This window comes from Leptolyngbya sp. FACHB-671 (genome assembly GCF_014695745.1).
Lineage (GTDB): Bacteria > Cyanobacteriota > Cyanobacteriia > Elainellales > Elainellaceae > JAAUTN01.
Map to the genome: position 1 here is coordinate 49,878 of NZ_JACJOV010000159.1, position 24,834 is coordinate 74,711.

Genomic DNA, 24,834 nt, shown 5'->3' on the forward strand with positions numbered 1-24,834 from the left:
CTCGGCTTAAACGAGTTAGTTTAGGCGTGTTTAAGCAAAATTTTAGGGGCAGCAACCCATAGGAACATCATGAGATTTGTGACTGATCCGCCCATCTCCACGAAGATTCGCAAGATGAAGCAGCGGGTCAGATGGCGATCGCCCCAAATCATGCAGCGAGGCATTGATCAGACGCGAATGGTCTTCTCAGAAGACTGGGCAAATGAGCCAGACTTTTCCTTTCTCGTCATTGGCGACAGTGGCTCCAGTGCCCATCGAAAGCACAATCCCCAGCGTCAGATTGCTGAACAAATGACAGCCCATCTAGCGGATTGTCGTTTCACAATTCACACGGGGGATGTCGTTTACCTGGTGGGTTCTAGAGAGTACTACCACGACAACTTTATTAAGCCTTACCGCAAATTTTTGGTAGGCGGTGAAAAGCCTCGCCAGATTGAATACAACAAAATGGTATTTCAATCACCCATGCTGCCCGTTCCGGGAAATCACGACTACTACGATTTGCCATTAATGTATGGGCTAATGACAGGAGTTACCCAATCTTTTCGCCGTCAGCTCCAGCTCAAAACCGATTTTGATATGGGCTGGTTTGGCTCGGATCAAGGTGACACATATGCCGCTGCATTTTTAGACTACCTTAAGGCACTTAATCCAAAGGCAATGGAGGCACACCTCGATCGCCATTACACTGCAAAAACCGAGACAGGTCTTTGTCTGCTCTACCAACCGGGTCAATTTACCCGGTTGCCCAATCGCTATTACACTTTTCGCTGCGGTGGGATCGACTTCTTTGCGTTGGACTCTAACACCTTCAATGATCCGCCCCCATTGCCTGACACTCGTGAAGGAAGAGCCTATCGGTTGCTGCTAGAAAACCGACGTACAGAACTGGAGCAACAGAAGCAAGATATTCTCAAAACTTGTGAAACGCTAGACCCCAATGTGCCTGAGCAAGCAGAACGGCTCGACGACTTACGCACCAAACTAGAGCAAATCGACGAAGTCAAGCTAGACATTGAGAAGCAGTTGACCGCAGATAAGCTATCGGTCACAGATTATGAGCAGCTTGAGTGGTTGCGCGAACGGCTAATTACATCGTGGCAAGATTCATCGGTTCGGGGAAGAGTGGTTTATTTTCATCACCCGCCCTATGTGACAGAGGCGACCAAATGGCAGCAGGCGCAAACGCTGGCTATTCGCAATAACTTACGCTGGGTGCTTGATGCAGTTGCGGCTGAGGTGGGAGATTTTACACAGGGTCGTCCGCTGGTTGATCTGGTGCTAAACGGTCATGCCCATTGTCTGGAACATCTTCGCACTGGAGAAACTGGACATGCCGACTCTCACATGGACTGGATTGTATGCGGCGGCAGTGGCTACAGTTTGCGGCGGCAGCGAGAAGAAGGAGCTGGGTTGTTGGAGAGCGATCTAGAAGGTAAGAGCCGTTCTGTGGCGCGATCGCACCTATTCATTGGCCGCACAGGGCGCGGTTCAAAAAAGAGACGACCTTACTCGTTTCTGCGAATTGACGTGAGTGGCGATCCCCCTAAGTTTACGGTGCGTCCGTTTATCTGCGAATACTCTGAACAGGAGTGGCAAAACAGTGAGGTTGAGCCGTTTGTGATTGGGGGAGGTAGGAGCTAGGGAATGACTGTGCATAGGTAGGACTTTTTTCCCATGAGTTCACACAACTGGGTGAGGGAGGTTGTAGGCTGAAGTGCAATTGTTAGAGCTAGTACGGGCGATCGTCAGTCGGCGATTCAAGATTTGAGAGGTATCTATGGTTTACTTCCGGCTTTTACCCGCGCTAGTTGCAGCTAGCTTCGCTTTATCCTGGGGGACAGTCTCAGCCCAACCGATTCCCGAAAGCGAAGTCTCTTTGCTTCAGGAAATGGTCAGATTTTTAACTGGGTCTAACCAAGAGACTCAAATTCTTCCGGGTCAACTTCCCAATTCACTGCCAGAAGAACTTCCTTTACCAGAAGGGGCAGAAACTGTTGGCTCCATTCTAAGAAATAGCGATAGCTCTGCACGAATCTTACTTAAAGTAGCTCAATCGCTAGAAGAGGTTTTTTCTTCTTATCAACAGCAATTGCTTGATGCAAATTGGCAGTATCTAGATTCTAACTCTACAAATCAAGGTTTTCTTGCTGTAGAACCTAGTGAAGATACTGGCGATGAGATGTTCAAATATGCCAGCTATTGCTCTCCCTCTGAGTCTTCTTTGTTGCTTATTTCACTTACTTCAACTCAGCCTCAAAGTAATTCTCAGACGCTAGTAGAAGTAGAACTCTTAGAAAGCTTCAATTCTGGACTTCAAGATTCACCTGTTTCTATATGTTCTCAAAGCGGCATAGATTCACCGTTGCCAAATCTGCCGCCGCCTGCTGATGCTTTTATTGGCTCTGGTAGTAATGATGGTTTTCGCTCGGACGTTGAAATTGAAAGTGATTTAGATGCTAAAGCACTAATTGATCATTACAATCGCCAGTTTCAACAAACTAATTGGACGCAGATTGATAGCGGTGAAGGAGAGCTTTTGCAATGGAGCCTTTGGAATTTTGAAGATGAGCAAGGACGGAATTGGCAAGGTTTACTGACGATCACCGAAGTTCAAAATGTACCTGGTCAATATTCAGCCTATGTTCAAGTAATTGAGCAATTGCCCAACAATTAAAAAGCTTTCTTTGTGCAAATGGTAATGATATTGACTTAATAACCTTCGATCTCAAGCTTCGATCATTGCCATTTGTTCTCAAGCTCTTTGCAAATCTGCGGCATAGAGGGAAATAGAATGCTGGAGGCTCCAGGTTGAGAGGTCGGTGAAGGCGCGATCGCGATATACGCCATACCGTTCGCGCTTGTTGCGAATTCGCTGGGGTAGTTCTGGCAAGATGCCGAAGTTGGGCGGCATGGGCTGGAAATGTTTGGGTGAGGCAGAACTGATGAAGTCAAACAGCGCACCCATCATGGTTGTTTCGGGTAATACCAACGGATCTTGACCAAGGGCAATGCGGGCTGCGTTGGTTCCAGCTAGCCAACCGCCTGCTGTGGCTGCGGTGTAGCCTTCAGTTCCAACTAGTTGTCCAGCGGCAAGCAGCGTTGAGCGAGTTTTGAATTGAAGCGATGGGTGCAGCAGTTCCGGTGCATTGATAAAAGTATTTCGGTGCATCACGCCCATGCGGACAAACTCGGCTTCCTCAAGTCCAGGAATGAGCCGAAACACCCGCTTTTGTTCTCCCCAGCGCAAGTTGGTCTGGAAGCCAACCATATTCCAAAGCTGTCCGGCTTTGTCTTCCTGACGCAATTGAACGACAGCATAGGGGCGATCGCCCTTCCGCTCAGGATCACGAAAATCGCCTTTGCGCGCATCAAATAAACCCACAGGCTTAAGCGGACCGTAGCGCATGGTGTCTTCACCTCGCCGCGCCATTTCCTCGATAGGCAAACAAGCCTCAAAAAACTTTGCCGTCTCGCGTTCAAAATCTTTCAATTCTGCCTGCTTCGCCACGCAGAGTTCTTGCCAGAAGTGAAGATACTGCTCCCGATTCATGGGGCAATTCAAGTAAGCTGCTTCGCCTCGGTCATAGCGGGAGGCGAGGAAGGCAACCTCCATGTTGATCGATTCGCCTACCACAATAGGACTGGCTGCATCAAAGAAGCTCATGTATTCCAGACCAGTAAAACGATGCAGGTCATCCGTCAGAGCCGGACTGGTGAGCGGCCCGGTCGTGAGTACGACGATCCCATCGGTGGGAATCTGGCTCACTTCCGATCGCCGCAGTTCAATCAGCGGATGTTGAGCCAGCACTTCGGTCAGATTACTGCTAAACACAGCCCGATCGACTGCTAATGCGCCACCCGCAGGCACAGCGTGTTCGTCTGCTTTGCCAATTACGATAGAGCCAAGGCGACGCAACTCTTCGTGCAAAAGACCAGAGGCGCGATCGCTTGCCTGTGCCCCAAACGAATTGCTGCACACCAGTTCTGCTAAATGCTCGCTGTGGTGAGCTGGACTGAGCCGCAGCGGTCGCATTTCATGCAAAACCACTGGTACTCCTGCCTGAGCAATTTGCCAGGCTGCTTCAGTTCCAGCCAGCCCACCGCCAATTACCTGAATCGGTTTCATTTCTGTCATCGTTCCATCATCCCATCCACTTCCCATCTCCTCCAACCCCTAACCCCCAACTCCTACCTCGAATACGTATGCAGCAACTCTATAAATCTCTGCGAGTTGAAGCTGCGGGGATCGCGGCGAGTGCCTGAGCGATCGACGGCTCGATGGGTAGTAATTCTATTATCGGGAACGTGGGTTTGGGCGACCACCCAGGCAAGCGACTGATACTGCGCTTCGGTGTAGCCGCTGTGTCTGCTGCTGTTGCCGCGTCCGTCGTTAGGCGATTCTAGTGAGGTGTGATAGGCGAAGTTGTTGACCGAAGAGGCAAAGGCAGGGTTAGTTCTCACCGTCTCTGGGCCATTAGGACCTTCAAATACGGAACTGCCTGCCCCAAAAGCTCTCAACTCCGGTGGCACGATGTAAACGACGGTGCCGTCTCGCTTGATGAGGGAGTGATAGCTAACCTGGTCTTCGTCTCTGGGATGCGGTGTCTGAAAGGTGTTGATAGCGCTGGAGGCAGACCCAACGGTTTCGTGAATGACGACGATCAGGTCATTGGAGACGAGCCTGCCGTCTGAATCTTGAGCAAACCGTTCGCCATAGTTAGTGGGATGCGCTGGAGCGCTCTCCTGACGAGGAACATAGCCCGATGGCGAAGCCGTTGTTCCCGGCAAAATTGGCTCTGGAAAGGGTGGCTCTGGCAGCGGCATCCCTCGCAACATCACGGGCGAATTACCCGATTCGGCTGAGGCGCTGCTGTTCTGGTTTGCCTGACTGATCAGCGTTGGAGAATCAATCGAATTCCAAGGAACGATTCTGGCGATCGCTCCCCCACTTAACCCTAAAATCACGACCAGCGTGACCAATCCTAAAAGGAGCGATCGCCCCACAGCAGTTTGAGTGAGTTTCACAGCAATCTCAAAGCAGATAATGAATTTATGCAGAACTCAGCCTTTTGAGGAATACCCTTCTGCCAAAGAATCAACTACATCATATAGTCAAGCTGGCGTTGCTGATTTCAGGAACGAATGAGTCTGTAACAGACCAATCACCAGACACAAACTTATCTCCAGATGCAGCAAAGCTGCCAAGTTTAACGGGGTTAAACAGGATGGAAACTAAGATTATTCTGCAAGAGAAAGACATTAAGCGGGCGATCGAGGAGTACATCATCTCCCAAGGACAGGGAAAAGTGTTGGCAATCCGGCTGGAGCAGGGCGATCGCAATGTTGCCTCCGATCCCAGAGAGTTTTCTAGCGTTTACGCAGAAATTGACCTGGAAGTAGAAGCAGAGTCAGCGGACAGTTCAATTTCATAGAATTTCTCTATGAAATTGAACTGTCCGCTGTTTTTTTCCTGAGCCCGATTGCCAATTTAGTTAGTTCATCGCTGGAATTGCGATCGCCCCAACAAAAGGATTACCTGTGTCTTTACTGCACCAATTCCAAAGCACGTTGGGTTAGGGCAGCAGCAGTGATGCCGTTGAATTCCATCAGCTGGGTGGCAGTGGCAGTGGTTTCGCCGCGCTTCCAGGCAAAGGTGTCGCGCTTGGCAGTGCTGCGGAGCATAATTGGCTCTAACATGCCGCTGGCTCCACCTGTGATGCCGATCAGTGCATCGCCGCCAAACAGGGACTCAAATTTAGCATCGTCCAGGAAATCGCCGTCTGGCTCGGAGCAAATATCCCAGGCAACGTCGCTGGGACGGTAGAGACGACGGGGACTAACGATTGAGACGACGCGAACACCAATGCCCTGACTTTGAAGTTGGTCAGCAGCTTCAAGAGCGGGGATCAGAGTCATGTCGCCAATTGTGGCAAGCACAACAGTTTTGCTGCCGCTGGTTTCCTGGAGGGCGATCGCTCCGTCTCTCAACGCCTGCTGAGTCTGCTTAAAGGTTGTGCGAATTGGCAGCGGAGACTTGCTGGCAGTAATCACAATTCCCTTGTTTTGGGTGGACAGTGCCCAGTCGTAGCAAACTTGGATGCTGTTGGCGTCCGGAGGAAACAGCGGAAAAACGTTGCCGTTTCGCATCATTCCAGCAAAATAAGCTTCGATTTCGGGGCGCTGATGGGTCCAACCGTTACGTCCTTGTTCCAGTGCGCCAGCGGTGAATAGGGTGACGGTAGAAGGCGTGGAGCGACGCAATTCTGCCATTGCCTGAGTGACGGTCTGCCAGATCGGTAAGCCGTTGATCGCAAAAGATTCGTAGGAACACCACAGCGATCGCCCACCCATTAGCGCCAGTCCTGCTGCCAAACCTGCACAGGCATCTTCGCTCAGCGGTTCATACACCTGCCCGTTGGGGCTCTGGTTGTAGAGCGGGTCAGTTGTGGGGTGAATTACCTTTAGCGCCTGGTTAATATTGCCGATGCCAGAAGCTTCATTGCCGTCTGCGTTGGTGACGACAAATTGGCGATCGCGTTCTCCCACCGTTCCTACCAAGCGACCCATTGCGGTAGTAGAAACCTGATTGTCGCCACCAACCGGGAATTCTTCTAGCGGCAGTTCGCCCAGATCAGGGATCGGTAACACGGATTCCGTAACGGACGTTTTCGCAGCGGGGCCACCACCTGCCCTTTCAGCGTTAGTGCGTACCAGTTCCCAGGCGGCGGGAGTTAGGGCGCGGGCTTTGAGCGCGGCGATTACCTCCGCATTTTCTAAGGTGTGATGGGCATAGAGGTTGTGAGACTTGGAGCCACGAGCATGAACGCCCGCACCCTTAAGCTGCTTGATGATGAATACGGTTAGTTTGCCGCCCAGTGCTGCACAAGCCGCTTTGTCCGCAGCTTGCAGTACGGCTTGGGTAAATGCCAAGCGGCGCTCAAAGGAGAATGCGGTGCTGTCTACATAGTCTCCGGGCTGATTCTGGTCGTCAAAGTCTTTTGCGTCAACTAGCACGATTTCCTCGAAGCCGTTGCCGTGCCAGTAGGCTGTCATGCGTTCGTTGGACTGGGTAGACACCATGCTGTGGTGTTCCTGAGAATAGCCATTCCACACGAGGACGGGCAAAAAGTTGGTTACGTCAGGGTAGGCGGTGTGGAAATGCGCCATCGAACTCATGACGTAGGGTTCGCCCAAACCACCATCGCCTACAGTGAAGGGGAAAAGCTTGTCACGGTGCAGCAAGGCGGCCGACATGGCAAAGTGTTGTCCCTGTCCTAGTGGCCCAGCAGGCGCAAGAATGCCAGGAATGAAGCCAGACAAGTGCCCTAGCAAACCGTGCTGTTCTCGGAAGCGATCGCGCAATTGCTGGACGGTGCTGATCCCCATGTCTTCAAGGGAGCGATCGATAAACATGGCGCTGTAGAAACCGGGGGCGTGATGTCCGACTTCTGTAAGGATGTTTTTGTAGCCAAGCATGACCAATGCGGCATAGGCTTCAACCTGACTGGCAAATCCACCAGGATGTCCAGAGGCTTTGCTAGCCGTCACTTGCAAAATCATGTAGCGCAGTGCATCGGCAGCCAGCAGCGTTTGATAGACAGCAGCGGGATCAGTGGGATCAGCGATCGCACTTTGGTTAGCGGCGATCGCTGGCGTTTTGCCATACGTCTCAAACTGGGGCAAACTGTCAGCAAAATACTGAATTCCTTCGCAAAAAGCAGGAGTGGTTGAGGAGAGTGGAGTGACTGCGGTCATGCTTCAGATACCTACTGCGACTACAGAATTGACGAGCGATCGCACTCGTCAATTCATACTCATAGTACACAGCCCTCTAGACAAAGAAAATTAGAAAAGCGTTGAATGTCCTAATAGCCCCAATAGCGGTTCTTGATGAAACACTCCTAAAACTACATTAGGTTTCCTCTTCGTCGGGCTTTTCGGGTTTGAGCAAGGGGAAAGCGATCGCATCGCGAATGCTGGCACAATCACACAGCAGCATTACCAGGCGATCGATACCAATACCCACGCCCCCTGTAGGTGGCATTCCATATTCCAGAGCGGTGAGAAAATCCTCATCTACGCCAGGAGCTTCCAGATCTCCGGCAGCTTTACGGGCAGCTTGGGCTTCAAACCGTTCTCGCTGGTCAATTGGATCCGTCAACTCAGAGAAGCCATTTGCCGTTTCACGTCCGACTACAAACAGTTCAAACCTCTCTACCAAACCAGGTTTGTCCCGATGGGGTTTTGCCAAAGGCGAAATTTCGACCGGATATTCCAGCACAAAGGTGGGTTGAGTCAGTTGCCCTTCCACCTTTTGCTCAAACGCTTCGTTCAAAACATGTCCAACGCTGGCACATTTGTCTGAATCAACCAAACCTGCTGCTTTAGCCGCTGCTTTTGCTTCGTCAAGCGTTTTGAATTGGTTGAAATCAACTCCCGTTTGCTCTTGCACAAGGTCATGCATTGTAGCTCTTCGCCAAGGTGGGGTTAGATCGATCGCCTGCCCTTGATAAGTAATTTGCAGCGTTCCCAGAACATCCTGAGCGGCGGTCGTAATCAGCCCTTCAACCAGTGCCATGATGTCGCGGTAATCGGCGTAGGCCTGATACACCTCCAGCGTCGTAAACTCAGGGTTGTGGCGGGTCGAAACGCCCTCATTGCGAAAAATTCGTCCCAGTTCAAATACGCGCTCAAATCCGCCTACGATCAGCCGCTTCAGATGCAGTTCTGTTGCGATTCGCAGATACAGATCCATCTCCAGCGTGTTGTGGTAGGTGATGAAGGGACGAGCTTCTGCCCCCCCTGCTTCTGCTTGGAGAACAGGAGTTTCAATTTCAATGAAGTCGTGTTGGTCTAAATAGCGCCGAATCGCGGCTGTGATCAAGGCGCGACGACGAAAAGTTGTCCGTACTTCTGGGTTAACGATCAGGTCAACGTAGCGTTGACGATAGCGCTTAGCCACGTCGGTGAGTCCATGCCACTTGTCGGGCAAGGGCAACAGGGATTTGGTCAGAATGGCGTACTGCTTGACGTAAACAGACAGTTCTCCCTTCTCGGTGCGCTTGATCGTGCCGCGAACGCCAAGAATATCGCCTACATCCGTAAGCTGCTTGACATGATTGAATGCATCGGGGTCACGCTCCGCCATGCTTTCTTGGATTCTGGTTTTATCCAGATAAAGCTGAATCGCGCCTGTCTCATCTTGCAGGGTAAAGAAGGCAAGTTTACCAAAGACGCGCCGCGCCAGAATGCGTCCGGCGATCGCCACTTCTACATCGACCTCTTCACCACTGGCTAGGTCAGCGTATTTTTCCTGAAGGTCAGCCGCATGGTGAGTTGATTCCCATTGATAAGCGTAGGGATCAAAGCCTAATTGCCGCAGTTGGGCAACTTTTTCGAGTCGGGCAGCGCGAATTTCGTCGGAAGACATTTGAAATTGGGGATTAGGAGTTGGGAATTGGGGTGGAGAGGGGCTAGCCCCTTAATCTTGCTGATGGGCAAACTGATAGGCACCAATCGCTGAAAGGGCGATCGCAATCAGCAGCAGCACCGGAATACTGTACCAGGGAAACTGCGAAATGGGCAGATAAGCCGCCGCTCGTAGTCCGATGCTGGTGTAAGTCAGCGGCAGACAGTAGACAACTGCTTTGAGTATCAGTGGCAGGGTGGTCGGATCAAAAAATGTAGCACCCAAAAAGGACATTGGCACAATCAAGAAATTATTGAGTAAACCAACGCCTTCTAACGACTTGACGTTTAGCCCAACAATGACACCGAGTCCTGCAAACACAGAGCAGTTTAGGACTAGCAGCAGCAAAAACAGCGGATTGAGAAAACTGAACTGCCCCGTAAACAGGATAGCAATCAGAATTACAGAGGCAGAAGTCATTAAGCCGCGTACTACGCCTGCAAGCATTTTTCCTAAGAAAAGCGCTAGCGGATGAACGGGCAGCAGCAGAATTTCTTCAAACGTTTTGGTGTAGAGGCGTTCGCCGCAGATTGAGAAGGTTGTGCCACCAAAACTAATGGTCATGGACGACAGTGCTACCATCCCCGGCAAAATAAACTGGAGATAGTTTTCACCGACCGGCGGTTCCATAGCTGAATCTAAAGCACTGCCTAACCCCAGCCCAAACGCCAAGATATAGATCAAAGGAGAAATTAACCCCGAAGCCGCAACCTGAAGGATGCGAACTCGCAAGTCAAGCCAGTCTCCCCAAAAAACGGTCAGGCTATCTGTGAAAATGCTGCGAAGTAAAGAAACTTTGTAGGTTTTACCCAACTGGAGCGGGGGTTGAGAAGCCACTATTATTGCGACCCAATGATAACGATAAGTAAGTTTTTCCCTATTTTTACATCTCTTGCCTGACCAACCGACATTTTTTTGGAATTGGGGATTAGTTAGTAGGAGTATTGGCAGAACGAGTGGACCAGGGCTTAAGCTAGACTAGTAGAGATAGAAATTTGTGTAGCTTTAGTTTTTAAGTAAACAAACTCGATATATAATCTCCTGATTTAATGGTCGGTTGCTAAGTCTGCAATTGCGTTACGAACTACTCCCTACACCGTTGTGAACCCAAGTTGCTATGAGACGTAAGACAAAATCACCCCCCAGACCACCAGCACGCCAACCGCAGGATCGATATCAGGAATCTTCAGGGCGATCGCCCATCATGGCAGCTTTGAACGCTACAACGATGGCAATTCTGGCAGGGATCTTTATCCTGGGAGTTGGGATCGGTGTTGCGATTAGCTCGACCGCAAACTTCACCCCAGAAAACGTCGCCTCTCGCGAATTTATTGATAGAAGTGCGCCTAATGCTGAGATCTGCGTTCAATATGGTGCGAGTGCGGTGACGATGGATATGAGGGCGTTTGTGACGCTTAGCCCGTTTAATGTCTATATCTCTCAGCCGTCGATGCAGCCAGGTTGTGTGCTTCGTAATAACAACTGGGCAGTTTTAGAGCGAAACAATCTGATTTCACCTCAGCAGGTACGCGAGTGTAAGAACCGGATGAACACCTTCGGTTTCACGGGCAGCATTGAGGGGAATGGCAGAGAACCCAAGATTGACTGCATCTACCAAAATGACAGCGCCAAGAACCTGTTCCTTGACCAACCCGGGGGTGGAAGCGCTCCACCAGAATCCCAACGGTTCTAGCGATAGTGTCAGTTACCTGATTGTCTAAAAAAGAGAGGTAGGACGAAGTCCTACCTCTCTTTTTTCTAAGCTGTACTGTACGTCAAGTCTATGGTCGGGGCAGATCTTTGGTCAGACGCACTTCTACGATCTGGTTGGGCTGAATGATGGCTGGCTGAGGAGCAGTTAAATAGGTCGCAGTCGCACCCGCTGCCAGTCCGCCCAGTAGCCCGATTCCAGTGAAGCCACCTAACACGGTTAGCGCTAAGGCACCCAAGGCAGAGTTTTGCAGCAAACTATCTTCAGAGACTTCGCGATCGCCCGCTAACGTTGCTGATTCTGCCTCTAGCAAAACGTTCTGCCCCTGTAAGGCAATTGCTTGCGCAATAAATTGGCTGCCCTGACTGCCCGTTTCAAACCGTCCGATTACCTGAGTCCCCGCTTCTGCAATCAGGTTGCCGTTGCGATCGAGAACAGGCTGATCGAGCAACAGCACCTCTTGGCGTGGCACACCTGACTCCAAAGATAAGCTGGTTTCTCCCGGATAGCGCAAACTCAGTGTCGTCCCTGAAGGCAGCAAGATGTTAGGCGAAGTGGGAGCAACTGCCACGTTTTGGTCAGAGAACACGTTTTGGTCAGGTAAATCATTCTCTGGTAGCTCATTTTCTGGCAAATCGTCCTGGGGTGCAGTTGCGGTTGAAGCTGAAGAAGGTGGCGGACTGTCAGGTTGCCTAGATATGGGTCGCCCAAATTCAATTTCATCTTCTGACGGGGCAGGGGATGCTGACGCAGCCGCAGTTGGGCTGGGAAGTGTGGATACGGGTGGAACACTAACTTGACTCGTTGGATTGGGCGAGAAGGTCGCGGGGGGGAGGGCGTCTGGTGGCGGCGATTGAGACGGAGCAACAGGCGTATTTCCGGGAGGTTCTGCGACGGTTGGATTGCTTGGCGCTTCGCTGAGAGGAGGCACCGCAACTGTGACCGACGGGCTAGTCGAAAAAGTTGCTGGAGGTAATGCTCTAGGAATTTGTGGGGCTGGTGCGATCGCCTCTGGTGCTTGCTCGTCCGACTCTAGAGCAATCGGCTCTGATTCTGCCTGCATTTCGGGTTCCGGGGCGATCGCCTCCGGCTCCGTCTGCGCTCCTGGCTCAAGCGTCACAGCCTCTTCCCGTGCTTCGGGTGCCTCTTGCAGTGGCACTGCAAAATTTTGCTCAGCTTCAGCGCTCTGGACTTCTGGGGGTTGAGCTTCAGGTTGATCAATTTCAGTTTGAGGTGAGCTTGCTGCTGACGGAAGTTCTGGTGTCACTGAAACGGCTTCGTTGATGGGTTCTTCAGCTTCTAGCGCGATCGCCTCATCTTCTTCAGAACTAACTTCACCCTCCTGAGCATCTTGAGAAGTAGGTTCAGTTGCCACGTCATCAGGATTTACTAAGTTTTCTGACGGCTCAGCAGGCAAGTCCCGTTCGCTCTCCTCGGGCTCAACCTGTTCGGCAACAGATTCGGCATCGGGTTCTGGTTCATTGGTTGGAGGCACCAATTCCAGGGTTTCGGGTACTTCTGAAGCAGGCTCGACTGGAATTTCCAGTGCCCCCGGTTCCAAAGGCGGTAAGTTTGCTGATGGCGAATCTGCTGATAGTAAATCTGCTGATGGTAACTCTGGAACTACATCCGCCGTTGTCTCAGATTCGGGAGTTACCGCTGAATCAGTTTCTGGAATCACCTCTGGGACATCAGAATTGGCATCGAAAATATTAGGTGACGTGTCAGGAACGACAGGAGCAGGATTAAGCTGAGGCAAGTCGTTCCCTAATTCTGCTGCTGTCGTCTCAGGTTGAGGTGCTGGAGAAGGGGCGATCGCTGTCGTTTCTGGTGCAGGTGTCTCAGGAATGGCTTCTGTTGTCCCAGCGTCGGATGCTTGCACCTCTGGGTGTGGCGGCTGAACGGGAGCAGGTTGGACAGGGGCAGTTGCAACATCTGGTGCAGCGGATCCATCGGTCAATAAAGGACGTAGTACCCAGCGATCGCCTTCTTGACGCAGTTCCACCTGTCCTGGAGCAAACTCGACATCTGCAACCAGTTCAATCACAATTCGCGTTAGCCCAGGTTGAAACTGACCCACTCGAATTTGACGCACTGCCCCATTAAACACTTGCTGCTCTGGTACAGCCCCAATCTGAGTATTGGGCAAATCTAGGACAATCCGGGGGGGCTCTGCCAACAAAAAGTAGCGGGGAGTGGTGCCCTCTGGCACTGTAACTCGAAGCTCACGGGTGTTAGGGTCAAACTGCCAGTTGGTTAATGTGGCTGCTTCTGCGGGAGCAATGGCAGAGAAAGGAGCGATTGCCCCAATTCCTATCAGGCTCAACCTCAACAATGGATTGCTAATGGCAGTTAATGTTGCCAAACCTAAGCTAAATCCAACTCGCACAAATTTTGCTTTTCGCATTGTTCCGCGCATCAACCAGAGTAACTTGATGGATCTTCTACTGCCACATTCCGGCGGGTTAGACGATAGACTTGCTGCTACACACAGCGGTCTATCACGTGCAATATCTTACAAATAGAGCCAGAAGCCGTCGTTAGGCATGGTGTTAAGTTTAATCAGTCTATTGCTTAATGACAAAAATAATTGCTTAATTGTTGATTAACTATTTTTCTAGTTAAAGAGATAAACATTCAAAGAGATTAGAAATATATATTAAAAGATGTCTGAAAAGTCTCAATTTGTCCGAGATACTCATAGGGTCAAAGCATTCGGGCAAAGTTTCCTCTAATTTCAGGCGATCGCCTACCGAATGCTTCGTCCCTACACAAGACATTAGCTACTTCTCAGACATTCTGTTAAAACAGCAGTATATCTCTTGAAAGCAAAAAGTTTCAGGAATGATAACGTTTCGGTTTCATACTACTCCAATGTTTGAAGTAGCCAAACCTTTAAGAGATTTGAAAAGTAGCAACTGTCGTCTGTAAGGGTATAGCATTCAGCAGATGATCCCCAAAGTGAAACCAGGAAACCCGGAGAACAGGTACCGCAAAGCGAAATCCCTGCTGTTAAACAGCCTCAGTTTTGGTATCTAAGTCAGCAGGCTGACGAAAATGCGAATACATGAGCAGACCTATCAGCCAATCAAGTTATTCAATTAATGGAAGTTTGACGGGTGAGCAGTAGTCTCAAAAACGAGAGACTCAGGATGATTAGAAATAGAACTAGACCAATGGTGCAGGCGTAGCTTCTCTCTAAGTCCTGGAAGGCAAGATCGTAGACGTAGTAGACGATCGTTTTAGAGCTATTTCTAGGTCCGCCTTGAGTCATGATGTAGATTTCTTCAAATACTTTGGTGGCAGAAATAGCGGAAATGATGGCAACCAGAAACAAATAGGGTTTCATCAGCGGTACGGTGATGTCCCAGTGTTTAAGCCAGCCGTCGGAGCCGTCGATCGCCCCTGCTTCGTATAAATCTGCCGGAATTGCTTGTAGCCCTGCTAGATAAATCACCATGTAATAGCCCAAGCCTTTCCAGATAGTGACTGCCATGACGCTAAATAGGGCAAAGTTAGGACTGGTGAGCCAGGGAATGCCGTCAGAAGTTAGGTGGAGCGATCGCAGCAGTTGATTGATCAAGCCGGTTTCTGCATAAAGCCATCTCCAGGCAATGCCAGCGACGACCATTGAGATTACGACAGGCGTATAGTAAGCTGCCCGAAACCAGCGAACCCCCGGTAGCGCCTGGTTGACCAGAATTGCTAAGAGCAATGGCACAATCACCAAAATTGGCACCACGCCAACCAGGTAGAGAACAGTATTGCCAAGGGTTTGCCAGAAGAGGCGATCGCTCAGCAACCGCTGAAAGTTTTCTAATCCAATCCACTGAGGTGGCTGGGTTACGTCATATCCATAGAGCGTAAAGCTGAGATAAAACGCTTGCAGAGCAGGATAAAAGACGGTCAGCGCCAGAACGATGAGAGCAGGCAACAAAAATAGATACGGACTGAGCCGCTGTTGAATCGTCGCCCAATTCCAGCCTCGATTGATTTGTGCTTGATCCTGCATTTCGGCTGCTTGCGTAAGTTCTCAAAGCATTATTTCAGGCGATCGGATTTCCGAACAGGGTTTTACAAATTTTTCGTCAAGAGAGACTGTCATCTGACTTTAGTTTTATAGTACACTTGTACTAAATAAATATTACTGTTGTACTACTAGTACACTACAAAACCTATCTACCAGTACCCTATAGTCCGCTGCTCAACCGCTTCATCTAAAAGTTTTAAGGCTGACAGATTTGCAACTTCAAGCATTTTAGCGGTTCTTAGATTTTTAGCGCGACGGTCAGTCAATCAATTCTGGCTTGCAGATTGAGGGACATGCAGGGTACAGCTTTACCCTGGTTAGCCACCCAATTACACCTTCGCTCAGGAGCCGCAGAGCATGTCAACCCGATCGCGTCGTCCCTACTCCTCTCCTTCATTCCCTCCCACTCCCCAAGGAGTCAGAACGATGAATCAGCGTCCCCCCCGCAAGCGCAGACCCCGCCGTCCAGTGAAGTACCTCTTGGCGGGAGGCTCAATGCTGGCGATCGTCGGTGTACTAGTGGATTTACGGACTGTGTTTCAGCCGCCACCTGATCCAGATGTCTGTCAGGAAGTTGTGCAGTCTCAGTCGGTGTTGTCAAGAGATGAGTTAGCTCGCCTGCTGAACGTGTCGGAGCGAGACAGTAAATCAGCGGTGCGCGAAATTGTCAGCGAACCCTATTGCACATTGCCCGACGTAGAAATTCGCGAGGGCGTAACGGCCAAGCGAGAAGCTTACCCTCTGGCATTCGATCCGCAGACCTGGTTTGTCGTTCTGTATGAGGGGGAGGAGTATGCGGGCTACTCGTTTGTGTTTCAGCAGTAGGGTGTTGCTTTCGGTGCTGCTACTGATTTGTACGGGTTGTACCAAAGCGAGTAATGTTGCGCTGCGTGTGCTTCAGATCCAGCAGAATTGGCAGCTTCAACCCGGTAGTGAAATCGCTGGACACCGCATCTTAGGTGGGTTGGGAGACGTGTCAATTGCGCTGGATGGCAGTAAGGTGTATGCCCCATTCGCTGGCAAGGTTGAACCCCACCGAGATGATTGTGTGGGGTTTTCTAGCCCAGAGGTTCCGGCTTATCTGCTCAGGCTGTGCGGAGTGCGCCGTCCTAAGTTGGGTCAGGTAGAGCAGGGAGAGGCGATCGCTTCTGCTAAATTTCTCCAGTTTGCTGCTTTGCGCCGACAGCCCGATGGCAAATGGGCAATGGTCGAACCGTCTACTGATGTTCTTGAACGCACTTTGAAATAGCGAGAAGCCCCAATGAACAACTTTCACCTGTATGTGGTGCGCCTGATGGCGTTAGCACTGTTAGCGATCGCCGCTGTCCTGGGAGTTTCGCCTGATGCCAGTGCTGCTAGCCCTGAACCGGTTGAAATCAGCTTTGACCTTGCTCCAGTTGCCCCCAGTTCCCCTGCCTCTGCTTCGACGGCTCAGCCTCCAAAGCCGACTCCAACTTCTCAAGCAGCACCTCAAGTCAAACCACTCCAGATTCCGACGCAAGCAACTCATGTTCCTGTTGGAGTCGCAGACACTTCCAAGGCAATAGCAGAATTACCGCCACCGCCACCAGAGGTGTATGTGACGGAGCGATCGCCCCAACCCACTCAATCCGAAGTTCAGCCTGAACCTGTTGAACCTGAAGTTCAACCCACCGCAATTCAACCCGAATCAGTTGAACCCGAGCTTATTCAATTTGAAACAGCACCCACTCTGACTGCTGCACCCCCTACTCCCAAACCTGTCCAACCTTCTGTCGCCCAAGCTCCCGTTCGCCAGCCCAAACCTTCTACTCAAGCCGCTGCCGGGCCAACCGCACTTAGCTTCGAGCTGAACTCCACAGCGTCTAGCCCCACGCCATTACCTACACAAGTACAAGCTTCACCCTCTAGACAAGGCGGTCAAGCAACCCCAATCCCTAACCCCCAACCCCCAACCTCCTCCCTAGACGCACTCTTCCAGAACGGCTCCAACTCAATTGTGGCAAAAGCGGTTGGCAGCGCCGAGGGCACACGAACTCCCGACGGTGGAAGAACTTGGGCTTTCCAGGGGCATGTCGATCCGGGCAACGGAGTTTGGAACTTGGGTACTTTCTCGTATCAGCATGGAGCGAATTCTCCTGACGAGGCTGACCGAAAGCAGCTTGAGCGGCTCAGAGGGCAGGCTCAAACGCTCAGACGAGCAGCCCTAGAACGAGGAATCACTCTAACGCTGGAAGAGGAACTGAATGGAATCGACTTGGCAAATCAGTCTCCCCGAGCAGCACTCAGCCGAGGCGGCTACATGGATCGACTAAAAGAGGCACATGATGTGGGCTTGCGTGGCTCAGATGCAGTGCTGTGGGCGAGGACTCGTTCTTTCCTCGATCCAGATACAAATCGCTGGAATGCCCCCGGTTTGGGTAATACGACTCACGGAGTAACCAGTGACCAGGATCGACGAATGCAGGCGATCGCCAAAGCAATTGAAATGCATCAACAAGTTGCTGCAACTCCATCAGCAGCCAGGGAAGAAGTACTACAGCCGATCGCCACTGCCTCTTCAAACCCTCAGCTTGAGCAAGTAGCAAGCTACCCGTCAACTACTAAGCAGGATGCAGAACGAATGGAGGAGATTGCCAATGACATCATCTCGCTCGATCTCGCACCAATGTAGTAATAAGATTCTTCGCAAAAAATTCTTCACAGAAGCAAGTAGCAAAGCCTGAAAAAAGCTCTGTTAGGCTTGAAGTAAAGAGTAGGAAGGGCGATCGCTCCAAGAATTGCCATTTTTAGGATCGCCCTTATAGTGGAATCATTCCAACCTGCTTACCCTTTCTTGCATTCTTTTGTGGCGACTGTTCCATGTCCAATTCCTCTTCACCGCTGATTAAAACGTTAACCCCAGAACGCTGGGCGGGCTGGAGCATGGACTTTATTAATGCAGGCTATGCAGGACTGCTGGTCAAAAATGGGCAACTAGTGCGAAAGCTGGAGCCAGGGAGACATTTTAGCTTTGCGCTGCCCTGGATTGAGCAGTGTCAGTTAATCTTGGTGGACAGCAAAGTCCGTAACCTGGAGGTGCGATCGCAGGGGGACTTTCTGTCACAAGACCAGTTTTTGGTGAATATTTCACTCAACGTGATGTATCAAGTGATCGACCCCAAACGGGTTGCTCTGGAACTATCCGACCCGCTTGCGACCCTGACTAGCGCAGTCAAAGACTGCTTGGGGGTCGTGGTGGGGCAACTGCGGGTTGATCAATTAACCAATCAGGGCAGAGTCTTGATTCGGCAATATTTGCTAGAGAACATCGACACGTTTTACCTGTTAGGCTTCAATCTGGACGACGTGCGGGTGAGTGACATTAACTTCCCGCAGTCTCGCGGCATTATTCGTCAGGTCGAGGGCATGAGCGCTCGCCAGGAAGCCGAACACGAAGCAGCCCTAAAGGCACAGATTGCCGGCTTGACCCACCCCGCAGCACCAATTCAGCAGGTAAATATCGTTTCCGGTCGCGTAGGACAAACTGGCGAGGCAGCAATTCCGTTGCCGGATGTGGCGCTTGAGCAAACGGCAGTCTTGCTTCAGGGGCAGACGACCCCATCGACTAATCTGCCTCCGGCTAAAAAGGTGCCACTACCTGCAACGATGTTAGCCCCGGATGATGGGGCGCTTGCCCGTCTGGTTCACGTCACATCGGGTCAGAGCATTCCGCTTCCAACGGCTACCTTCACAATCGGGCGAGAACCTGCGAACAGCCTGGTTCTAGACGATCCGCTGTGTTCGCGCAATCACGCTCAGATCGTGCGTCAGAACAGTGAAGGAGCTATTCTCTACCAACTAATTGACTTGGGCAGCTCTAACGGCACCTTTATTGATGGACAACGGCTTACTGCCCATCAGCCACGCTGGTTGATGTCCGGCAATGTAATCAAAATCGGTAGTCAGGAATGGAACTTTGAGGCTTAGCCGTGACGATTGACTTCTTCCTGGAGCCAAGCATCAACGGGTTGCCCATCGCGCCGCCGCAGTTGAATTTCCACAACCATCACCAATCCTGAATCAGGAGGGGCAGGCTGTTGGTGAAACAAAATATCGTAGTCGGCTGGATCTTCGTTGCGCTCCCGCAGCCAGTCTTGCACCTTGGTTGTGGCAAAAAACGACTGACCCTGCTCAAACATGCGGGTGATTTGCATCTGTAGGGTATAGGGATCGAGTCGGGCCATCGTTTTGGTTCAGCTAATTGAGTGCAATAGATTGCGCGCAGTGTGATGCAGCTATCATATCGCTTACTCAGGGCGGTCAGGCAAATGGATTTGCTTGAGCGGGTAGATCACCCTGATGTAATAGGTGGAAGATCACCCTGGCTTGTCTGTAGAAGAGTTACCAAGTCTTGCCATTGTAGAAACTGACTGATTCTGAATGTGAGGCTATTCGACATGAGCTAAGGGCGACTAACGACGACTCTGAAGTTGAATCAGTGCTCGCTGGATGCGCTCCCGCAACTGTGCGTCAGATTGCTGACTGGTTGTAATCAGGTTAAAGCGACCGATGTCCAAGTTGTTTTGCTCGACAATCTCAATCGACCGATCGCAGTAGTCAACGGCGATTTCCCGAATGTTTCGATTCAGGTTGTTGAGGCTGTTTGGTTGATGGCAGGCAATCGCCGGAACGTCGCGGTTTCCAATGATTTGCTTGATTTGATTATAGGTTTCCTGCCGAATTGGCTCGATCGCCAACACAGAGCGGGCATAGTCCTCCACTTCCTGATCGGAAATTGCATTGGCTTGGGCATAAGCAGAATTACTGATCGCGACCGTAGCCGTGCGATCGAGTGAGTTAGCCTGAAAACCGGGAACTAGCCCAGAAACTAGGCTTACAGTGGAAAGAATACCGATGACCAGCGGACGTACAAGGCGAGGTTTAAGTCGTCGAATCAGGTGAAAGGGTTTGTTCATAATTTTATGTAACAAATCGAGAATGAGAATACTACGTAAGGGTCTATTGTTTTGAACTATTTTAAGCGAGGGAAGTTCCAGCAAGGCACTTGCTTACGTAAGTATTCTCTGCTTTGTCATCACCTGATCGCATTAATAACCCCCTATATAAATCACTTCTTGAAGCGTGAATGGTACGCTACCGTTCACGCGAGAGGTCTAATGACTATGCGCTGCTACTTCTGAAAAAGCTGGCAAAGTTCAATCGTTTTGGTTTGCAGAATGGCGGTTTCTTCGGCGCTTCGCTTTAAGCCAGCTTCCAATTCCAAGAGAATCGGTAGCGCTTGCTGAAGGCGAGCCAGGGGAATGGTGCTAATCTCTTTCTGCAAAAAATAGATTTGTTTGGGATTGTTGACTTCTGCAGCCTGAGCGATCGCCCGTTCATCTCGCTCTCCAGCTTCAACCATCAGCTTTACCCACAGCCGAGTGCGAAACTGCCCAACTAGCGTCATGACAATTCGCAAAGCAGGCTCATTGCGGTTGAGCAAATCGGCAACCAGCGAGAGCGCTTTAGCCGTTTCTCCCTGACGAATTGCGGCGGCAAGCTGCAAACTGCTTTGCGTCGAAGTTGTCACCAGCATGGACACGGTTTCTTCAGTCAAAGGCTGCTTGCCGGAGCCTGAATACAGACGCAGTTTTTCCAGTTCAGTGAACAACTGTCGAGTGTCATTGCCGATCGCCTCAGCCAGCAGTTGAATTGCGCCAGGAGTCAGCTTTACGCCAACCTCTTGAGCCGCCTGTCGCGCTCGTTGCACTAACTGATCGGTCTTCCAGGGTGAAATGGCAGCAAACTCACGAATTTCTGCTAGACGTTGCAGCAGCTTAGTGGATTTCAGCCGACCATCGGGCTTGGTGGAACTGGTGAGCAACAGAACCACGTTGTCGGGCAAGTTGGGCAGGGTGCGCTCTAATTCAGCCAGGGTTTCCTCCGAGCAGCGCTGGCACAGCGTTGTTTCCACTAGCCAAACCAGACGACTACCAGAGCCAAATGGCGGAGTCATTGCTTGGTTGAGTGCCTGAGTAATAGCATCGGGCTGCTCTGGAGAAATTTTGTCGTAGTTGAAACTGACCCAGTCAGGATCAAGGGTGCGATCGCGCAATGCCATCACCGCTCGATTTAACGTAAAGTCATCTTCTCCCCAGTACAAGAAAATCGGCATATAACCTCCGGGGATCACTTCCTAAACTGAAAATTGATTGTATTTTTTAATCGGGGATCAGACGCTTTGGTCACTGTTATAAACTCGGATTATCGCTAGATTAGTTGGAAAGGCTTTCCGTAAGTTATATTCCTTGATTGGTATTGCTTAAATTTAGGATGCGAGGCGAGCAAGATTGGACGACACCTATCAAGTTTATGTAAATCGAGTGGCACGGATGACCTTACCTGAGTCTTATCGCTCTCAGGTACAGCATATTCAGGCATCCCCTAAATTTCAGCAATATCCAGGTGGGGATGCAAAGCCTGTGCCATTTCCAGGCTACTCGGTGATTACACCACCCTGGGTGGACGATGCAAAAAATGAAGAATTTTATCGCTGGCTGCAATCCTATCAGCAGCAGCTTGTGCAGCAGGTAGAGCCTGGTGTAATCGTGCCTTTGCCAGCCGACAGTTTTCATTTAACGCTGGCTGACCTGATTTGGGACAACGCTTATCACCATGCGAAGGAGAATCCGGACTTTGAAACCAAGCTGAGGGAACAGATTGGTCAAAGCCTGCAGCAAAGTCAGCCGCTGGTTCAGGGTGAAGGTCAGGTACTGTGGCAGGCTTTGGGGATAATTGTGATGACCCGGGCAATCGGAGTTTGTCTGGTGCCCGCTGATGAAAGCTCGTATCAGCGAGTGCTGAATATGCGGCGATCGATTTACCAGAACTCTAACCTGATGGGGCTGGGGATTGAGCAGCAATATCATTTTACAGCGCACATTACGCTGGGCTATTTTGGCACTGGCTCAATTCAGTCCGATCGCGATCGCCTCGGTCAAGTGCTAAACGATCTGAATCAGCAGCAGCTAGAGTCAGGCACTCAAAAACTCTGGGTGCATCGGGCAGAACTGCGAAAATTTGACGATATGACGCGCTATTACCGCGAGGCGGACTGGCCAACCCTGGAGCTTTAGCGATGTCTTCGCTATACCATCCCATTCTGATCGAGAGCTTTGCTGCAATCGATCGAGAGTTTGGCGACCACACCTTCAGTCCTCAAGAATATGCGATCGCCCGGCGGGTTATTCACAGCACAGCAGACTTTGAGTTTAAGCACCTAATTCGATTCAGTCCGGGGGCTATTGAGGGGGCGATCGCGGCTTTGCAGCAGCAAGTTCCCATCGTTACCGATGTCAGCATGGTCAAACAGGGAATCACAACGCTGGTTGCCAAAACCTTCGGCAACCCTCTGATTTCAGCGGTTGAGCAGGCGGAACAGGCGCTTCCTGGAAAAACCCGGACTGAAACAGGGCTGCTGCGCTGCTGGGAGCAATTTCCCCAAGCGATTTATGTGATTGGCAATGCTCCTACTGCATTGTTAGCACTGTGTGAATTGCTCCGGTCCTCTGGAACCAATTCAGAGCCTGCTCTAGTGATTGGCGCACCCGTTGGCTTTATCTCAGTTGTGGAATCTAAAGCGGCTCTTGCCCAAACCACAGTTCCTCAAATTCGGGTGGAAGGGCGCAAGGGTGGGTCTGCGGTTGCTGCCGCGATTCTCAATGCGCTGCTTGTTTTGGCTTGGGAAACTGAGTAGACAGCATAATCCCCTGTAGGGCGTAGCATTCGGGCAAGTACTTCTGGTTTATGCCAAAGTTTATTTGCCGAATGCTGCGCCCCTACGTTTGTTGGACGACAAATTTGTAGAATGACAGATTCGGGTGGGGGGACGCTCATCTTCACAGTGTTGCCCGGAATTGTGAAGTGTTTGTGGCCTTAATGAACCGCTAATCTGCGATTAACGCAAACCGCTATCAGGCTTAATCTCAACCTCGTATTTTTGCTGAAGTCATCAAGCAATTTATGGGGTGAGCATTCCCACTCTGTGAAAAATTGCTGAGATTCTCATCCTCTTCCCATAGCTGCTGTCAAAGCAGTTAAGGACAAGGGTAAGCGCAATTCTATTCAACAGTTTTTCGTGGAGATCTACTATGTCCCGTCTATTCAAGCTGGCATTCCTAGCTGCTGCGGCTCTAGCAATTTTGCCTGCGGCTAAAGCTGAGGCAATCACGTTGAGCAGAACACCAACCCTGAATGGTGAACTCCCTATCGTCATTGGGCATCGGGGCGCAAGTGGCTACCGCCCAGAACATACGCTGGCGGCTTATGAGTTGGCGATTGATATGGGGGCTGACTACATTGAGCCTGACCTGGTATCAACCAAAGATGGTGTGCTAATTGCACGGCATGAGAATGCGATCGCCATCGTAGACCCAACGACAGGTGCCGTTACTGAAGCAACGACCAACGTTGCTGAACTGCCTCAGTTTGCCGACCGCAGAACCACCAAAGTAATCGACGGAGTCTCCATCACCGGATGGTTTACAGAAGATTTTACGCTGGAAGAACTGAAAACTCTGAAAGCCAGAGAACGGATTCCGCAAATTCGCCCTCAAAACGTTGCGTTTAACGACCGATTTGAGGTGCCGACCCTGCAAGAGGTCATTGATCTGGCAAAGCGTAAAAGTGAAGAGACAGGTCGCACCATTGGCATTTATCCAGAGACAAAGCATCCGACTTACTTTGACTCAATCGGGCTATCACTGGAAGAGCCGCTGGTCGAAACCTTGAATGCAAACGGATATGTCGGTGAAGATGCGCCCGTTTTTGTCCAATCTTTTGAGGTTGGCAATCTGCAACTCCTGAATACGCTGACGGACGTGCCGCTGGTACAGCTATTTAGCGACGCAGACGATAAGCCCTATGACTTTATCGTGAATGGAGATACGCGCACTTATGGCGATCTGACAACCCCATCTGGTCTAAACGCGATCGCCAACTATGCTGATGGCATTGGCCCATTCAAGCGGCTGATTATTCCAACGAATGAGTTTAACCAGCTTCTGACTCCCACTTCTTTAGTGAGTGATGCTCACAATGCTGGGTTGTTAGTGCATCCTTACACCTTCCGTGATGAAGATGTGTTTTTAGCAGAGGACTACGGCGGCAACCCAGAGTTGGAATATGAGCAGTTCTTTAAGCTGGGAATCGATGGTTTGTTTAGTGACAACCCAGACACCGCCTTTGCTGTCCGCAACCGGATTGCTGGCAACCCCAATCAGTCTGTACCTGAGCCAGGGATGCTGCTTGCCTTGGGACTTGTGCCGCTAGCGGGTCTACTCCACCGCCGTAATGCTCAATCTAAAGCTTAAAGTGCTGGGCGCAGCGGTTGCTTAGCTCCTCGTGGTAGTGCAGCAGGTCTAAAGCGTTGGGTTCCGCGCTGCTCCACCCAACCTACACAAAAGACTTCTTGCACGAATCATTTTTGCTGCGTGAATGGTGGTCTGGCGAAGCTGCACCACCATTCATGCTGGAGATCCAAAGTACACAGGACTTACGCAGATGTACTAAATGTGGTGGTCAGCTTAGCCCAATTTCATAGCAAGAGTGGGTGATTTGAGTTGCCCAATCAAATAGTGGGATAACAGTCTGCTCTTGAGT

At 50.8% G+C, this 24,834-nt stretch carries 21 protein-coding genes; 11 read left to right on the forward strand and 10 right to left on the reverse strand.

Going from position 1 to position 24,834, the window contains the following annotated elements; all coding sequences use genetic code 11:
* The first annotated feature begins 69 nt into the window (after positions 1-69).
* On the forward strand, positions 70-1,644 hold the full coding sequence (locus H6F93_RS29575; RefSeq protein ID WP_190688970.1) for a metallophosphoesterase family protein: 1,575 nt from the start codon (positions 70-72) through the stop codon (positions 1,642-1,644).
* Between the two features lie 136 nt (positions 1,645-1,780).
* Positions 1,781-2,677 (forward strand): hypothetical protein, encoded by an 897-nt coding sequence (locus H6F93_RS29580; RefSeq protein ID WP_190688973.1) that lies wholly within the window; start codon positions 1,781-1,783, stop codon positions 2,675-2,677.
* Positions 2,678-2,755: 78 nt separating this feature from the next.
* On the opposite strand, the gene trmFO is transcribed toward H6F93_RS29580, so the two are convergent.
* On the reverse strand, positions 2,756-4,165 hold the full coding sequence (gene trmFO / locus H6F93_RS29585; RefSeq protein WP_524538039.1) for an FADH(2)-oxidizing methylenetetrahydrofolate--tRNA-(uracil(54)-C(5))-methyltransferase TrmFO: 1,410 nt from the start codon (positions 4,163-4,165) through the stop codon (positions 2,756-2,758).
* A gap of 26 nt (positions 4,166-4,191) precedes the next feature.
* A complete protein-coding gene (locus H6F93_RS29590) occupies positions 4,192-5,028 on the reverse strand; it encodes an N-acetylmuramoyl-L-alanine amidase (RefSeq protein ID WP_347277377.1) in 837 nt (278 codons plus the stop codon).
* Positions 5,029-5,228: 200 nt separating this feature from the next.
* Here H6F93_RS29590 and H6F93_RS29595 point away from each other — a divergent pair, with 200 nt between their 5' ends.
* On the forward strand, positions 5,229-5,435 hold the full coding sequence (locus H6F93_RS29595) for a hypothetical protein (protein WP_190645009.1): 207 nt from the start codon (positions 5,229-5,231) through the stop codon (positions 5,433-5,435).
* A gap of 112 nt (positions 5,436-5,547) precedes the next feature.
* On the opposite strand, the gene H6F93_RS29600 is transcribed toward H6F93_RS29595, so the two are convergent.
* The 3 genes from H6F93_RS29600 to H6F93_RS29610 form a co-directional block, all read right to left on the reverse strand.
* Positions 5,548-7,758 (reverse strand): phosphoketolase family protein, encoded by a 2,211-nt coding sequence (locus H6F93_RS29600; RefSeq protein ID WP_190688978.1) that lies wholly within the window; start codon positions 7,756-7,758, stop codon positions 5,548-5,550.
* Between the two features lie 157 nt (positions 7,759-7,915).
* Complete coding sequence (gene lysS, locus H6F93_RS29605) at positions 7,916-9,433, reverse strand: lysine--tRNA ligase (RefSeq protein WP_190688981.1); 1,518 nt, start codon at positions 9,431-9,433, stop codon at positions 7,916-7,918.
* Between the two features lie 51 nt (positions 9,434-9,484).
* Positions 9,485-10,309: an ABC transporter permease gene (locus tag H6F93_RS29610; protein WP_190688984.1), complete on the reverse strand. Its 825-nt coding sequence runs from the start codon at positions 10,307-10,309 to the stop codon at positions 9,485-9,487.
* Positions 10,310-10,589: 280 nt separating this feature from the next.
* Between H6F93_RS29610 and H6F93_RS29615 the strand changes: the two genes are divergently transcribed.
* Complete coding sequence (locus tag H6F93_RS29615; RefSeq protein WP_190645013.1) at positions 10,590-11,165, forward strand: DUF3172 domain-containing protein; 576 nt, start codon at positions 10,590-10,592, stop codon at positions 11,163-11,165.
* A gap of 88 nt (positions 11,166-11,253) precedes the next feature.
* On the opposite strand, the gene H6F93_RS29620 is transcribed toward H6F93_RS29615, so the two are convergent.
* Both H6F93_RS29620 and H6F93_RS29625 read right to left on the reverse strand, forming a co-directional pair.
* Positions 11,254-13,590: an AMIN domain-containing protein gene (locus H6F93_RS29620; RefSeq protein WP_190688986.1), complete on the reverse strand. Its 2,337-nt coding sequence runs from the start codon at positions 13,588-13,590 to the stop codon at positions 11,254-11,256.
* A gap of 690 nt (positions 13,591-14,280) precedes the next feature.
* A complete protein-coding gene (locus tag H6F93_RS29625; protein WP_190688988.1) occupies positions 14,281-15,195 on the reverse strand; it encodes a carbohydrate ABC transporter permease in 915 nt (304 codons plus the stop codon).
* A gap of 375 nt (positions 15,196-15,570) precedes the next feature.
* On the opposite strand from H6F93_RS29625, the gene H6F93_RS29630 reads away from it, so the two are divergent.
* The 4 genes from H6F93_RS29630 to H6F93_RS29645 all read left to right on the forward strand — a co-directional run bounded on the left by H6F93_RS29630 (position 15,571) and on the right by H6F93_RS29645 (position 19,161).
* Positions 15,571-16,038, forward strand: coding sequence for a hypothetical protein (locus tag H6F93_RS29630; protein WP_242043686.1), 468 nt, complete (start codon positions 15,571-15,573; stop codon positions 16,036-16,038).
* Positions 16,007-16,462 carry a hypothetical protein gene (locus H6F93_RS29635; protein ID WP_199314192.1) on the forward strand — a complete coding sequence of 152 codons (456 nt, stop codon included), beginning with the start codon at positions 16,007-16,009 and terminating at the stop codon, positions 16,460-16,462. The genes H6F93_RS29630 and H6F93_RS29635 overlap by 32 nt, the downstream gene beginning before the upstream one ends.
* A 12-nt stretch (positions 16,463-16,474) precedes the next feature.
* Entirely contained in the window at positions 16,475-17,866 is a 1,392-nt protein-coding gene (locus H6F93_RS29640) for a hypothetical protein (RefSeq protein WP_190688990.1), read from the forward strand.
* A gap of 188 nt (positions 17,867-18,054) precedes the next feature.
* Positions 18,055-19,161, forward strand: coding sequence for an FHA domain-containing protein (locus H6F93_RS29645; protein WP_190688993.1), 1,107 nt, complete (start codon positions 18,055-18,057; stop codon positions 19,159-19,161).
* Here H6F93_RS29645 and H6F93_RS29650 read toward each other — a convergent pair.
* The 3 genes from H6F93_RS29650 to holA all read right to left on the reverse strand — a co-directional run bounded on the left by H6F93_RS29650 (position 19,158) and on the right by holA (position 21,349).
* The gene (locus tag H6F93_RS29650) at positions 19,158-19,418 is read right to left on the reverse strand and encodes a hypothetical protein (protein ID WP_190688995.1); all 261 of its coding nucleotides are present in this window, start codon (positions 19,416-19,418) and stop codon (positions 19,158-19,160) included. The genes H6F93_RS29645 and H6F93_RS29650 overlap by 4 nt on opposite strands.
* A gap of 228 nt (positions 19,419-19,646) precedes the next feature.
* Positions 19,647-20,150: a DUF4168 domain-containing protein gene (locus H6F93_RS29655; protein ID WP_190688996.1), complete on the reverse strand. Its 504-nt coding sequence runs from the start codon at positions 20,148-20,150 to the stop codon at positions 19,647-19,649.
* Between the two features lie 215 nt (positions 20,151-20,365).
* Positions 20,366-21,349: a DNA polymerase III subunit delta gene (holA, locus tag H6F93_RS29660; protein ID WP_190688997.1), complete on the reverse strand. Its 984-nt coding sequence runs from the start codon at positions 21,347-21,349 to the stop codon at positions 20,366-20,368.
* A 175-nt stretch (positions 21,350-21,524) separates the two neighbouring features.
* Between holA and H6F93_RS29665 the strand changes: the two genes are divergently transcribed.
* The 3 genes from H6F93_RS29665 to H6F93_RS29675 all read left to right on the forward strand — a co-directional run bounded on the left by H6F93_RS29665 (position 21,525) and on the right by H6F93_RS29675 (position 24,545).
* The gene (locus H6F93_RS29665) at positions 21,525-22,310 is read left to right on the forward strand and encodes a DUF1868 domain-containing protein (protein ID WP_190688998.1); all 786 of its coding nucleotides are present in this window, start codon (positions 21,525-21,527) and stop codon (positions 22,308-22,310) included.
* A gap of 2 nt (positions 22,311-22,312) precedes the next feature.
* Positions 22,313-22,930: a cobalt-precorrin-8X methylmutase gene (locus H6F93_RS29670; RefSeq protein WP_190688999.1), complete on the forward strand. Its 618-nt coding sequence runs from the start codon at positions 22,313-22,315 to the stop codon at positions 22,928-22,930.
* Positions 22,931-23,324: 394 nt separating this feature from the next.
* Positions 23,325-24,545, forward strand: a complete 1,221-nt coding sequence (locus tag H6F93_RS29675) for a glycerophosphodiester phosphodiesterase (RefSeq protein ID WP_190689000.1) — start codon at positions 23,325-23,327, stop codon at positions 24,543-24,545.
* The last annotated feature ends 289 nt before the right edge of the window (positions 24,546-24,834 follow it).

Coding starts and splice junctions, on each gene's coding strand:
- H6F93_RS29595 (WP_190645009.1), top strand. CDS start 5,229: ATGGAAACTAAGATTATTCTGCAAGAGAAAGACATTAAGCGGGCGATC.
- H6F93_RS29630 (WP_242043686.1), top strand. CDS start 15,571: ATGTCAACCCGATCGCGTCGTCCCTACTCCTCTCCTTCATTCCCTCCC.
- H6F93_RS29650 (WP_190688995.1), bottom strand. CDS start 19,418: ATGGCCCGACTCGATCCCTATACCCTACAGATGCAAATCACCCGCATG.
- H6F93_RS29620 (WP_190688986.1), bottom strand. CDS start 13,590: ATGCGAAAAGCAAAATTTGTGCGAGTTGGATTTAGCTTAGGTTTGGCA.
- H6F93_RS29655 (WP_190688996.1), bottom strand. CDS start 20,150: ATGAACAAACCCTTTCACCTGATTCGACGACTTAAACCTCGCCTTGTA.
- H6F93_RS29575 (WP_190688970.1), top strand. CDS start 70: ATGAGATTTGTGACTGATCCGCCCATCTCCACGAAGATTCGCAAGATG.
- H6F93_RS29600 (WP_190688978.1), bottom strand. CDS start 7,758: ATGACCGCAGTCACTCCACTCTCCTCAACCACTCCTGCTTTTTGCGAA.
- trmFO (WP_524538039.1), bottom strand. CDS start 4,165: ATGGGAAGTGGATGGGATGATGGAACGATGACAGAAATGAAACCGATT.
- holA (WP_190688997.1), bottom strand. CDS start 21,349: ATGCCGATTTTCTTGTACTGGGGAGAAGATGACTTTACGTTAAATCGA.
- H6F93_RS29615 (WP_190645013.1), top strand. CDS start 10,590: ATGAGACGTAAGACAAAATCACCCCCCAGACCACCAGCACGCCAACCG.
- H6F93_RS29640 (WP_190688990.1), top strand. CDS start 16,475: ATGAACAACTTTCACCTGTATGTGGTGCGCCTGATGGCGTTAGCACTG.
- lysS (WP_190688981.1), bottom strand. CDS start 9,433: ATGTCTTCCGACGAAATTCGCGCTGCCCGACTCGAAAAAGTTGCCCAA.
- H6F93_RS29645 (WP_190688993.1), top strand. CDS start 18,055: ATGTCCAATTCCTCTTCACCGCTGATTAAAACGTTAACCCCAGAACGC.
- H6F93_RS29670 (WP_190688999.1), top strand. CDS start 22,313: ATGTCTTCGCTATACCATCCCATTCTGATCGAGAGCTTTGCTGCAATC.
- H6F93_RS29675 (WP_190689000.1), top strand. CDS start 23,325: ATGTCCCGTCTATTCAAGCTGGCATTCCTAGCTGCTGCGGCTCTAGCA.
- H6F93_RS29625 (WP_190688988.1), bottom strand. CDS start 15,195: ATGCAGGATCAAGCACAAATCAATCGAGGCTGGAATTGGGCGACGATT.
- H6F93_RS29580 (WP_190688973.1), top strand. CDS start 1,781: ATGGTTTACTTCCGGCTTTTACCCGCGCTAGTTGCAGCTAGCTTCGCT.
- H6F93_RS29635 (WP_199314192.1), top strand. CDS start 16,007: ATGCGGGCTACTCGTTTGTGTTTCAGCAGTAGGGTGTTGCTTTCGGTG.